This is a genomic window from Paenibacillus dakarensis, from assembly GCF_001373415.1.
Taxonomy (GTDB): domain Bacteria; phylum Bacillota; class Bacilli; order Paenibacillales; family Paenibacillaceae; genus Paenibacillus_AQ; species Paenibacillus_AQ dakarensis.
The window spans coordinates 85,662-98,419 of the sequence record NZ_CDSE01000036.1 but is presented as its reverse complement, the minus strand read 5'-3'; the positions used below and the strand labels follow the sequence as shown (position 1 = coordinate 98,419).

Annotated in this window: 9 protein-coding genes; all 9 read left to right on the top strand. The window is 44.6% G+C overall.

Features of this window, described 5'->3' with window-relative positions:
• The first annotated feature begins 96 nt into the window (after positions 1–96).
• The 9 genes from BN1234_RS10190 to cobD all read left to right on the top strand — a co-directional run bounded on the left by BN1234_RS10190 (position 97) and on the right by cobD (position 12,757).
• Positions 97–1,362, top strand: coding sequence for a cytosine permease (locus tag BN1234_RS10190; RefSeq protein WP_054956551.1), 1,266 nt, complete (start codon positions 97–99; stop codon positions 1,360–1,362).
• Positions 1,359–2,462: an S-methyl thiohydantoin desulfurase family protein gene (locus tag BN1234_RS10185; RefSeq protein ID WP_054956550.1), complete on the top strand. Its 1,104-nt coding sequence runs from the start codon at positions 1,359–1,361 to the stop codon at positions 2,460–2,462. Before BN1234_RS10190 ends, BN1234_RS10185 begins: the two co-directional genes overlap by 4 nt.
• The gene (locus tag BN1234_RS10180) at positions 2,455–4,005 is read left to right on the top strand and encodes a hydantoinase/oxoprolinase family protein (protein ID WP_054956549.1); all 1,551 of its coding nucleotides are present in this window, start codon (positions 2,455–2,457) and stop codon (positions 4,003–4,005) included. The genes BN1234_RS10185 and BN1234_RS10180 overlap by 8 nt, the downstream gene beginning before the upstream one ends.
• A gap of 266 nt (positions 4,006–4,271) precedes the next feature.
• A complete protein-coding gene (locus tag BN1234_RS10175) occupies positions 4,272–5,234 on the top strand; it encodes an ABC transporter permease (RefSeq protein ID WP_054956548.1) in 963 nt (320 codons plus the stop codon).
• Positions 5,235–5,264: 30 nt separating this feature from the next.
• Positions 5,265–6,158 (top strand): carbohydrate ABC transporter permease, encoded by an 894-nt coding sequence (locus tag BN1234_RS10170; RefSeq protein WP_054956547.1) that lies wholly within the window; start codon positions 5,265–5,267, stop codon positions 6,156–6,158.
• Positions 6,159–6,262: 104 nt separating this feature from the next.
• On the top strand, positions 6,263–7,948 hold the full coding sequence (locus BN1234_RS10165) for an extracellular solute-binding protein (RefSeq protein ID WP_054956546.1): 1,686 nt from the start codon (positions 6,263–6,265) through the stop codon (positions 7,946–7,948).
• A 158-nt stretch (positions 7,949–8,106) separates the two neighbouring features.
• A complete protein-coding gene (locus BN1234_RS10160; RefSeq protein WP_054956545.1) occupies positions 8,107–9,687 on the top strand; it encodes a response regulator in 1,581 nt (526 codons plus the stop codon).
• 9 nt (positions 9,688–9,696) lie between these two features.
• Entirely contained in the window at positions 9,697–11,481 is a 1,785-nt protein-coding gene (locus tag BN1234_RS10155; RefSeq protein WP_082423156.1) for a cache domain-containing sensor histidine kinase, read from the top strand.
• 178 nt (positions 11,482–11,659) lie between these two features.
• Positions 11,660–12,757 (top strand): threonine-phosphate decarboxylase CobD, encoded by a 1,098-nt coding sequence (cobD, locus tag BN1234_RS10150; RefSeq protein WP_054956543.1) that lies wholly within the window; start codon positions 11,660–11,662, stop codon positions 12,755–12,757.
• Position 12,758 lies beyond the last annotated feature (1 nt).

Below are 12,758 nucleotides of genomic sequence, written 5' to 3'. Positions count from 1 at the left end.
CAAAAATTACGGATTTTTTTTGGGTTTAAGAAAAAGACGCAGCCCCGTATCTCCTTCTATAATAAGAAAAATTTACTTTTCGAGGAGGAGAAATGCATGAGAAAGGACGGACATCAGTCCTGGTTCACTCTTGGGGTAGTGTGGGCCGGTGCAGTCATCAGCATTCCAGGCCTCCTGGTTGGGAATACACTCATTTCCGGTATGAGCTTATCCAAGACATTATGGATTGCTTTTTTGGGATATGCCATTATCGTCGCTCTAATGATTCTGCAGGGGATCCAGAGTACGGATCTGGGCAAATCCACCGTTCAAGTCGCAGCCCAGGTATTTGGCAAAAAGGGTTCGCGTACGATTCTATCCATTATTCTCGCCATTGCCTGCCTCGGTTGGTTCGGGATTCAGGCAAACGTATGCGGGGCGGCACTGGCAAGTCTGTTGGCGGAGTATGGAATGAATATCCCGGTTCCTCTTGCTTCATTAATTAGCGGGTTGGTCATGGTCATTTCAGCAATGTATGGTATCAAAGTTCTGCGTGTACTGAGCTATATCGCAGTGCCTCTGCTGGTTGTGATATGCGTATATGGCTTGATCCAAGCATTCACGATGGATTCTTTTCAGAATATCTGGAGCTACCAGCCTGAGAAGCAAATGAAATTCATGGACGGATTAGCTGTAACGATTGGATCTTTTGCCTTGGGGGCCGTTATAGCAGGCGACTATTCGCAGTTTTCGAGAAAGCGTTCTGATGTATTGAAAGCAGCGTTAATCGGCATTGTACCTTCTGGCGTATTGATGATTAGTGTGGGTGCAGTTCTATCGATCGCTTACCGGACGAGTGATGTTGCGGCTGTCTTTGTTAATATCACAACACCTTTTATCGGAGGTACGGTATTGATCCTGGCTGCATGGAAGACCAATATGGTTAACGCCATATCGGGTGGATTTGCACTCACCAATGTACTTCATATTTCTAAAGATAAAGAGAAATGGGCCGTAGGAGCTGCTGGACTTATTGGAACGGTGCTTGCGGTGATTGGGATTTTAAATTACTTCACGCCTGTCATGTCGGTCTTGTCGGCCATGGTTCCGCCGGTAGCGGGAGTTATGATTGCGTCGTATTGGGTTATGAACAAAGGCGATAAGAACAGCTGGAAGGAAACAGAGGGCGTTAATCGTCTGGGCGTAATTTCTTGGCTGATTGGTTCGATTATTGCTTGTATGCCTGTAGTTCTGTCTTTCTTCCCGAGCTTGCCTCAAGTATCGAATCAGCCGCTGCTCGGTATCATCATTTCATTTGTTATTTATATCGTCTGCTACCGAATCACGGCTTCTAAGTCAGTCCTAATGGAGGGAAATCAATGAGATATATCGATAAGCAAGCGATTGAACATATTGCTGTAGGTGCCGCATTTTTGGGAACAGGTGGAGGAGGAGATCCTTACATCGGTAAACTGATGGCCCTCTCAGCCATAGAAAAATATGGACCTGTAAAACTTTACTCTGTGGATGAAATCGAAGATGAAGACTTTTTCATTCCAGCTGCGATGATGGGCGCGCCGTCTGTATTAGTGGAGAAATTTCCGAAAGGCGACGAATTTGTTAAGGTGTTTCAGAAGCTGGCCAAGTATTTGGGCAGAGAACAGATCACAGGCACGTTTCCAATGGAAGCGGGCGGTGTCAATTCCATGATCCCGATTGTTGTAGCAGCACAGCTGAATTTGCCGCTTATCGATTGTGATGGCATGGGAAGAGCGTTCCCGGAGCTGCAGATGGTGACGTTTAACCTGGATGGCATTTCGGCTGCGCCGATGGCGATTACGGATGAGAAAGGGAATATGGGTATTTTCGAGACGATCGACAATAAATGGACCGAACGGTTAGCTCGTACAGCTACAGTAGAGATGGGAGCCAGTGCACTGGTAAGCCTGTATTCAACAACAGGGGCTCAAATTAAGAAAAGCGGCGTCCATAACATTGTGACTTTATCAGAGAGAATCGGGGAGATCATTACCTCAAAGAATAGAGATGCCAAGGACAAGCTGGAAGAGCTTCTAAATCTGACATCCGGCTACGAGCTGTTCCAAGGAAAAATAAACGATGTGATTCGGGAGACCAAGGGTGGCTTTAACCTCGGAAAAATGAACCTGGAAGGCATTGAAGTATATAAAGATGAGCAGATGAAGGTTCGATTCCAGAATGAGAACCTGATTGCCGAGAAGAATGGACAGGTTACAGCCATGACACCGGATCTCATCTGTCTGGTCGATTATGACACCTTGCTTCCTGTAACGACGGAGAGTCTGAAATACGGTAAACGTATACGCGTTATCGGGCTGCCGGCACATTCCAAATGGAGAACGGAAAAAGGGATCGAAACGGTAGGTCCGAGATACTTTGGATATGATTACGACTATGTTCCAATTGAGGAATTGGTAAGTAAGGCGGTGGCTAAGCATGTTTAGAATCGGAATCGATGTAGGCGGCACGAATACAGATGCTATTATTTTGGACGAACATAACCGGTTAATCCACAGCGTAAAATCCCCAACGACACTGGATATCAAGACAGGAATCGAGGCGTCCCTGCGAAGAGTACTTAAGGAAGCGGATATCGATAAGACGAAAATCACGCATGCCATGCTCGGCACAACCCAGTGCACCAATGCGATTGTGGAACGTAAGAAATTAGCTACGGTTGGTGTGATCCGCTTGGGATATCCAGCTACCGCGTCTGTCCCGCCATATACGGCTTGGCCAAAAGACATGGTGGACAAATTATCAGGTAACTATGCTCTGGTTCATGGCGGATATGAATATGATGGTCAATTGCTCGGTGAGATTGATGAGCAGGAGATTAAAGATCTGCTGGCCAAATGGCAGGACAAAGTAGAATCAATCGCGATCATTGGTGTATTTTCCTCTATCAAAAATGATCAGGAGCTCAGGGTACGTGACTTCATCTGGGAGGCATACGGCGAAGACTATCCGGTTTCCTGTTCGTCCCTGATTGGATCGGTTGGCCTGATTGAACGTGAGAATGCAACGATTCTGAATGCTGCTTTATGCCAAGTTATAGAGACGACTGCAACGGGCTTTACCCATGCGTTGGAGGCTGAAGGAATTCAAGACGCAGAGGTTTACTTGTGTCAGAATGACGGTACCCTCATGTCGATTGAATATGCGAAGCAGTTCCCGATTCTTACGATTGCTTGCGGACCAACGAACAGCATTCGGGGAGCTTCCTATTTGGCGAACATTAAAGATACGATGGTCATCGACGTTGGCGGTACGACATCCGATATCGGTGTTTTGCAGGATGGTTTTCCAAGGGAGTCCTCTGTAGCGGTAGAGGTGGGGGATATTCGTACAAACTTCAGAATGCCGGATATTATCTCTGTAGGACTTGGCGGAGGAAGCATTGTTCGTGTAGACAACGGCAAGATTACGGTCGGGCCAGATAGCGTAGGTTATAAGATCGCAGAAGAAGCACTCGTCTTCGGAGGAAGTACACTGACGACAACAGACATTGCGGTGCGTCTCGGATTAGCTGATGTGGGAGATAAGAGCCTGGTCAGCCATATTGATGAATCCTTTGCGAAAGAGGTTCAATCCGTCATTTCTTCATTCCTCGCCAATGCGATTGACAAGATGAAGACTTCTTCCGAGGATGTACAGATTGTGCTCGTAGGCGGAGGCAGCGTAATTATACCGGATCAGATTCCTGGTGTAGCTGATATCGTGAAAGTAGAGAACGGGGGGGTTGCGAATGCCATCGGAGCCTCGATCTCTCAAATTAGCGGACAGTACGAACAGATTTATATTTATTCCCGTGAACCGCGAGAAGATTCGCTTAAGGATGCTGAAGACAAAGCGGTAAAACAAGCGGTAATGGCAGGGGCCAATCCGGATACGGTTAAATTGGTTGAAGTTGAAGAGACTCCGCTTGCCTATCATCCGGAAAATGCGACAAGATTAAGAGTCAAGGTTGTAGGTGAGATGAGTTAGAAGCACTTCAGTAATAAAAGGTTTGATAAGCCTCTTTAAGCCTCTCATGAGTTCATTCGAGCTTATGGGAGGTTTTTATGTTGCAATCAGAGCTTCCTCATAAAGTAGAAAATGATTCTGCCTATGGGAAAGCTTTTTTCGTGTTCAATCAATCCTTAATTGTTGTTGAAAAGTATCACATTTCGTTGATTGATCAAGTAGTAAACGATTTCATGGTCCTTTAGAATGATACATAGACGGAGAATGATAGTAGGGAGGAACTAAAAATGTCACAACTTTCCGTAGATAAAGCAATCGAGCCTCAGCCAAAAGGAAAGTTTCAGAATGGATTTGTCCGTTTTTTCAGGCAAATTGATTTACAGCTTATGGTAATACCCGCTTTAATCTTGATTTTCATTTTCAGCTACATACCGATGTATGGAATTTTGATTGCTTTTCAGGATTACAAGATCGGACACAGTTTCTCGAGCAGCCCTTGGGTTGGATTGAAGCATTTTAATTATTTCTTTAATTCCCCTGAATTTGGATTAGTTATGCGCAATACAATCGTGATCAGCTTGCTGAAATTCTGTATTGGTTTTCCAGCACCGATCTTTCTGGCATTGATATTGAATGAAGTTAGAAGGATGAGGTTCAAGCGTATCGTACAGACGATCACCTATTTACCGCACTTTATGTCCTGGGTTATCCTTGGAGGCTTGGTTACCTCCATGCTGGCGGTGGATAATGGTAGCGTTAATATGCTGCTGGAGAAACTGAACTTAATTGATAAACCGATAAACTTCCTGTCGCTGCCTGAATATTTCTGGGGAATTCTCGTAACGACAAATGTATGGAAAGAAATTGGCTTCAGCTCCATTGTATATCTGGCTGCAATTGCAGGAGTAGATCCTCATACTTATGAGGCAGCGTCGATCGACGGATCTAGCCGCTTCAAGCAGATCTTCCTGATTACGATACCATCAATCATGCCAGTTGTTTCAATCTTTATGATTCTGAATATCGGTAACTTGCTTAGTGCAGGTTTTGAAGATATTTTGATCCTGGCTGCAAATCCGGCGCTGCGAGATGTATCCGATGTGCTTGATACATATGTCGTTCGAGTCGGAATAAATAATTACCGATATTCTTATGCAACTGCTGTTGGAGTATTTAAGTCTGTGATTAGTGTCATCCTGCTTACAATTGCGAACCTTGTTGCGAGAAGAAGCGGCAACAGTCTATGGTAAAAGGCACAGTATCAGAGGAGGAATTTGGACATGAAAGATAGCCTTGGGGATCGCATTATGGTCACATTTATATATGCATTTTTAATCGTATTATCTATAACTACTTTATATCCTTTCCTGAATGCCCTTGCAGTTTCGTTTAACCAGGGGTTGGATACATCCAAGGGTGGGGTTACGCTTTGGCCAAGATCATTCACTTTGGAAAACTATGAAATCGTCTTTAAAGACAAACGGATGATGAGTGGCTTTACAATTTCTGTACTTCGTACGGTGGTTGGTACAGTTACCTCCATTCTTTCCACAGCAATATTCGCTTACGGCATGTCCAAGCGGGAGCTCATGGGCCGTAAATACTATATGGTTATGTGTATCATCACGATGTATTTTGGCGGAGGGCTTATTCCTTCATTTATGTTGATCCGTAATCTTGGCCTGATGAACTCCTTCTGGGTATTCATCATTCCAGGAATGGTTGGGGTCTGGAACATGATCATTTTCCGAACCTTCTTTAGCGGATTACCGGCTGGACTTGAAGAATCTGCGAAGATTGATGGCTGTGGGAACTGGGGGACATTATTCCGCATCGTATTTCCTCTGTCGGGTCCGGTAATTGCAACATTGTCCCTGTTTACTGCAGTTGCACACTGGAATGAGTGGTTCTTAGCCGGAATTTATATCTCGGATGAGTCGAAGTATCCAATTCAAACGATACTCAGACAACTCCTGTTATCTAATATCGTTAGTGAAACGGCTTCGGAAATGAATTCCGCCGCACTTGCCGCTATGCAAAGAGCCAAGACTGTAACGAGTAAATCGCTATCCATGGCTACAATGATGGTGGCCACCCTTCCGATAATATGCGTTTATCCATTCGTGCAGAAGTATTTCGTGAAGGGCGTACTGGTAGGTTCTTTGAAAGAGTAGCAATCTATGAATAAGAGTCTGAAAAGATTTACTTAAGTCTGGGTTTAGAGCATTTGCTTTAACCATAAACAAAATCAAGGATTTGAAAGGGGAAAAAACAGCGTATGAAACAGAGAAGAAAGCTGCTCGTAACTGTCCTGTCGATGCTAATGGTTATTGCTATGATCGCAGGGTGCGGCAAAAGCAATACTGCAGCTCCAGAGCCAGAGCCTCCAAAGTCAAATACGGAGACTCCGAAGGAGAACACAACTCCACCGAAAGAAGAAGAAGGACCTCAGACGTACAAACTTGGCAAGGAGCCTCTGGAGATTAAACTCTACGGGAATTACGACTGGTATGTAATGCCTAAATGGGGCGACGATGAAATGACGAAGTGGGTACAGGACAACAAGAAGGTGACTGTTACTAACATACCTAATGGTGGTAGCGCAGCGCAAAAACTGAATACGATGATTGCTTCTGGTGATCTCCCTGACGTTATTTGGGGTGACAAGGGTCCGGATGTAGAACGTCTGCGTGAAGCTGGTTTGCTCGTACCGATTGATGAATATATTGAAAAATACCCGAACCTGAAAAAATGGCTCCCTGAGGAAGCAAAGAATTTCCTGAAATCCTCGGACGGCAAGCTGTATCAATTCCCGAACTGGTACACAAGTGGTGCGAACGGGAACGCAGGCTGGGTAGTTAACACAAAGATCTATAACGAACTAGGTAAACCTAAACTTGAAACTACTGATGATTTGTATGCTTATTTGAAAATGGTCAAGGAGAAATACCCGGACGTAATTCCGTTTGAGACTGACCTGGCTGCTGAAGGAAATGGTCTTGAACAAATTTACTCCGCATTTAAGGAAGATAATCTTGCCTACACCAGATATTACGCCGTTCCTGATGGCGATCAAATGAAGTCGATCTATAAGGATGAACCGTTCCGCGAGTCTGTAGTGTATGCTGCGAAACTGTTCCGTGAAGGATTGATGACTCAGGATGCGATGACTCAAACACGTGATCAGGTCGATGAGAAGCTGATGAACGGGCGTGTAGCGGTATATGCAACATCGAATCCTACTTTATATGCTAGTAAGGCTGATGCAGAATTAAGAAAGAAAGATCCTGAAGCCGGATACTTTATGATCTGGCCGATTCATAAGGAAGGACTGGATAAGAATAAAATTTATCCGGGAACTTACACTACAGATGGCTGGAACGTTGCTTTAATTACAACTGCAGCGAAAGATCCAGAAGCAGTGTTTGAATTCCTTGACTGGTGGACTGGTCCTGAGGGTATGGCACTTCAGTATTTTGGAGCCCCAGGGGAGTTCTGGGATGGTTTTGAGGAAGATGGAGAAACACCTAAATTCACCGAGAATTATGCAAAAGAAAAAGATAAGCTTGCAGAATTCCAGGCATTCACAGATCCGCTGCAATGGGTAGGTAATACGGATTACATTAATAATGTAAAGGGTAAGATTGAATCAACCTTAAGTGATGCAGAACGGAACTGGGCAACCTACTGGCAGTATCAAATTACTTGGAAGACTCAAGGAAACGCTACTGAATTCCTGAATTTGTCTCCGCTCCCAGACACGGAAGAGGGTATTGCTCGTCAGCGTGCCAAAGATATTTGGTTGAAAGTACGTGCACAAACCTTGTATGCTAAGTCTGATGAGGAAGCGCTTGCACTTCTCGATAAAGCTTATGATGATACAATGGCGGCTGGATTCCAAAAGACGCTAGACTATTACTCCAAAAAATGGGCTGAGAATAAGGCAATTACTGCTGGTAAATAATTTGTATTCTGGAAGGGGGCCCCTAGGGGGCCCTTTTATGCATTTTTTATGCATTTTAACGCAACATTTATGATCGGATACTTAAATTAATCTATTCATCAATAATTCCACAGAGTATAGTGGGATATATAACCAACCACAAGGGGGGCAGTGCCATCGTGTATAAAGTATTGTTGGCTGATGATGAAATACTTGATCTAGAGGGCATGAAACAATTCATCCCTTGGTCTGAGCTTGGGCTTGAAGTTGTTGCAGCAGTAAGTAATGGATTTTCTGCTTGTGAGGTACTGGAACAGCAGGATATAAATATTTTAGTCACTGACGTAAATATGCCCAATATGTCTGGTCTTGAGCTTGCCAGAATCGCAATCCAGAAAAACCCCAATATCCGGATTATTTTTGTAAGCGGTTATCAGGATTTTCAATATGTTAAGCAAGCATTGTCAATGAAGGCTTGCAGCTACGTGCTTAAACCAATGGATGATAACGAATTGATCGCTTCTCTAAAGAGCGTTATTGAAGAGCTCGAGAAGGAGAAACGAAGGAAGGAAGCTGAGGAGCAGTTCAATCATCTCAAGCCGATGGCTAAGAATGATCTGCTGTTCCGTTTGCTGGAAGGAGAACAGGTTTCCCCGATAAATGAGCAAGTAAACAAGCTCGTTCAGGCTTATGGCCTTGATTGTATGGAAGCCCCTCTGAGGGCTGCTGTTTTGGAGATTGATGAGCTAAAACTGTTGAGAGGAAGAGTAACTTCAGAATCAGAGGCTCAGGAAATGCTAGAGAAATGTCATATACAGCTTCAGGAGTTTGTGAAGAGGAAAGAAATCCATTGGTGTAAGCTGTCCCGATATCGGTGGGCACTCGTACTGGACAAGCATGTATGGGGAAGAGGCATTGAAGAAATGCTCGAAGCTCTAGATAGTGAACTAGCCAGCTCCATCACACTGGGATTAGGCGAGCAGGTCAACGATATTTATCAAATATCCTCTTCTTATAATCAGGCGCTTGAGACATTGGACGGTAAAATGTTCTTCGACCGTGGCTTGTTGATCAAATATAACGATGTCCAGAAAGAATCGGAGCTTAAGGATGCCCGCACGCTGGATAAACGACTTGATGCTTTATTCAAGGCCATGGTCGACTATGATTTGGTCAATATTCATGATGAAATCGATAATTTATTCCTGTCGGTGTCTACGTTCAGGTCCAAATTTACGATCTACAACCTGGCAACCTATATCATATTTAAGCTGGATCAATACTTACATACATTGGATAAAGATCTGTTCGAGATGCTGGGCATGGAGCTGAATAGCCTTGATGTCGTATTGAAACTTGAAAAGATGGATGATATCCGTTCCTGGCTGGTACGGAAAGTATTTCAAATTTCCGAGATGATCCACGAGAACGAAGTATCCAAGAACAGTCGTCTGATTCGTGAGATTCAGAAGATGATCAAGGAGAGGCTGCATGAGAATATCACTTTGAAGGATATCGCCCAGCAGTTTTCGTTTTCTCCCAATTACTTAGGCTATTTATTCAAGGAGGAAGTAGGCAAGAGCTTTAGCGAGGTGCTTATATCCATGCGCATGGAGCAGGCACGTGAACTTTTGAAGGATCCCACGCTGAAGATCTATGAGGTAGCGGATCAGGTAGGGTACCGTTATATTCCTTATTTTAGCAAGCAGTTCAGAGAGACCTACGGAATGACACCGGCCGAATACCGTAAACGTGAATGATGACGGAGGATGAGTATGCAGGTCCCAAATTCGCCAAGAAAAATGAGGTTTATGCCTTTTGGATATAAGCTGATGTTAACATATATGGTTTTTATCATCATTCCCATGATTGCAATCGGTTATTTCTCCAACTCGATGTACCAGAATTCAATACGCAAGCATACAAGGAACAACATCCAGGGGACGATTACCCAGATTAAAGATAATATTGAGTACCGTATGCGTGATGTAGAGCGGATTTCCGATATGCTGTATAACGATGAATCTTTAATTATTCCACTCAAAAATTATGAGACAGGCTGGAACAGCTATGAGCGGATGGCAGATATAATTATACCGAAGTTTAATATTGCAATGAATGCTACAGGCTTGAACATTGCTATGTACATATTCTTGAGCAATGAGACCCTTCCGGAAAGATACTATGGTTCCTTTGAAAGCGAGGACCCGGATCAACTGGAACGAATCAAGAACACAAATATATTTCATTTGAACCGGATTGAAGATAAGGTCTGGCACAAAAACTTTCCTGAGGAAAAGTTTGGGCTAACGATGGAATGGCAGAGGGTAGAGCGTGATTATGAACTTGGGCGAATCTCACTGCTTCGGCGGTTGGTTGATTTAAAATACCAGGTAAAACCACGGGAAATCGGATTTATGAGAATCAGCTTACGCAAGCAAGAGCTATTTGAGGCAATCGATTACTCCAAAATCGGGGAAGGCAGCACCTTATGGGTCACGGATGAGCAGGGAAGCATCTTATATATGTCAGGCAGGACACCTGATTATGCCAACATGGACAACTATCTTATTATCAAGGATAGCGTCGGTCGTCAGAACTGGGAGCTGACCGCTTATGTTCCCTTGACGGTTATGGAGACGGACTCAGCTCGGGTGAAAATGTTCATTATCGCAATCTGCCTGCTCTGTCTCGTTGTATTTACCTTTGCCGGCATGTTTATTTCACGCTATTTCTCGATTCGGATGAATAAGGTTGTTTCTGTATTGAACGCTTATCGCGAAGGAGAACTGCATAAGCGGATGGGTTATCAGGGCAATGATGAATTCTCGGAGATCGCTTCGGCTTTAAATGAGATGGGACAAAATATCAATCATCTGATTGAGGAAGTATACATGACGCAGATTGAGAAGAAAGAGGCTGAGCTGGAGTCCTTACAGGCTCAGATCAATCCTCATTTCCTATATAATACCTTGTCATCGATCAGCAGGCTGGCCAAATTCGGAGAGATCGACAAGCTGCAGCGGATGGTACTTGATCTGGCCAAGTTCTACCGACTGTCCTTGAACGAAGGGCGAACCCTGATTCCAGTCTCCAGTGAGCTGGAGCAGGCCGAGGCGTACATTAACATTCAAAGGACGAAGTTCGGCGATGCTGTTACCATTGATTATGATATTGACCCGGCGATCGTTAAATATGAGACGATTAAATTAATATTGCAGCCTTTTATTGAGAATGCGTTCGAGCATGCCCGTATGGGGGATTCATTAAATATTCGTATTGTCGGCCGACTTGAAGGAAAGCGGATCGTATTTAAAATTATCGATAACGGGGTTGGGATGCCAGCCGAACGAATTCGACAGATATTTGATCCGATCGAAGGACTCAACACCGGCTTCGGAATCCGCAATGTGCATAGCCGGATACAGCTTCATTTCGGCAGTGATTATGGAGTAAAGATTGGAAGTGGACGAGGGATCGGTACGACTGTGCAGATCGTGATTCCAGCGAGAGAGATCGGTAAAGTACCGGTTGATAGATCATCTACTTCATAAATTGATAAACTAAATTCAGAGCTTTCCCACAAGTAGAAGCTTCTACTTTAATGAGGAAGGCTCTTTTTGTATGAAGCGAATCAAAAAATGAGTAATATCCTCACTTCCAATTGACGCATCTGAAGTTCTGGCGCGATAATAGCATCATTGAATCTATTAAGTCAGGAGCGTAATCAGAATGATAGAACGTTATGGGCATGGGGGAGATTTAGAAACGGCAGCGGAGGCGTATGGCAGAAAAGAGACCGATTTTCTTGACTTTAGTGCCAACATCAACCCTCTCGGGCCTCCCAAGCAGGTGCAGGATCATTTGGAACAGGCTCTATCTTCAATAATTCGCTATCCTGATCCGGGTCATCGTCAGTTCAAACATATTCTTAGTCGCAAACTGGGGGTTAGTGAAGACAATATCTGTGTAGGTAATGGCGCGGCTGAGTGTATGTCCCTTATTCTGCTTGGGCTCTATCCGCAATCGGTAGGTATTATTGAGCCATGCTTCTCCGAATATCGGCAGCTATCGGAGCAGTTTGATATCGAGGTGCGCTCGGTGCGGGGCAGGGAAGAGCTGGACTGGAGAGGGGCAGCCGAGGACATAAGTGAGCTTATACAGCAGGTGGATATGGTGTTTATCGGGCAGCCGAACAATCCGAACGGTGTACAATACAGCCTGGAAGAACTCCGTATGTTAGCGGAAAAGGCCGAACAATCAAACACCTATCTCGTTGTTGATGAAGCCTTTATTGATTTCATTCCAGAAGAACAGCAGGCGTCATTATTGAGAGAGCTTGAAAACTATCCGGGTACGATATTGGTGAGGTCGATGACTAAATTCTATGCAATTCCGGGACTGCGTTTAGGATTTACTGTAGCTCATCCGGATGTGATTCGGTTCATGACAGGTAAGCAGGTGACGTGGAGTGTGAATGGGCTGGCGCTGTTAGCGGGAGAAGCGGCTCTTGCGTGTGACGGGGAATTCGAGCAGCAAACGATGAAGCTGATTACGGAGCAGCGTCAAGCATTGGTACAAGGCCTTTCAGCACTTGGATGCGAGGTCAGTGCTGGGGAGGCCAATTTCTTGTTAGTAAAGCTCCCCGAGTCTTGGCGAGCCATCGATATGCAGCGGGAGCTTGGGCAAAGAGGGATTCTCATTCGAAGCTGTGCCATGTATCCGGGGCTTGGAGAGAGGCATGTACGGATTGCGGTGAAGGATGCGAAAGCGAATCAAGTATTTTTGGCCGAAATAGAACGTGTGCTTCAGAATGAAAATAGAGAATAGG

What these genes read in the sequence shown, in the direction of transcription:
- cobD (WP_054956543.1), top strand. Translation starts at nt 11,660, where the DNA reads ATGATAGAACGTTATGGGCATGGGGGAGATTTAGAAACGGCAGCGGAG.
- BN1234_RS10165 (WP_054956546.1), top strand. Translation starts at nt 6,263, where the DNA reads ATGAAACAGAGAAGAAAGCTGCTCGTAACTGTCCTGTCGATGCTAATG.
- BN1234_RS10175 (WP_054956548.1), top strand. Translation starts at nt 4,272, where the DNA reads ATGTCACAACTTTCCGTAGATAAAGCAATCGAGCCTCAGCCAAAAGGA.
- BN1234_RS10190 (WP_054956551.1), top strand. Translation starts at nt 97, where the DNA reads ATGAGAAAGGACGGACATCAGTCCTGGTTCACTCTTGGGGTAGTGTGG.
- BN1234_RS10170 (WP_054956547.1), top strand. Translation starts at nt 5,265, where the DNA reads ATGAAAGATAGCCTTGGGGATCGCATTATGGTCACATTTATATATGCA.
- BN1234_RS10185 (WP_054956550.1), top strand. Translation starts at nt 1,359, where the DNA reads ATGAGATATATCGATAAGCAAGCGATTGAACATATTGCTGTAGGTGCC.
- BN1234_RS10180 (WP_054956549.1), top strand. Translation starts at nt 2,455, where the DNA reads ATGTTTAGAATCGGAATCGATGTAGGCGGCACGAATACAGATGCTATT.
- BN1234_RS10155 (WP_082423156.1), top strand. Translation starts at nt 9,697, where the DNA reads ATGAGTATGCAGGTCCCAAATTCGCCAAGAAAAATGAGGTTTATGCCT.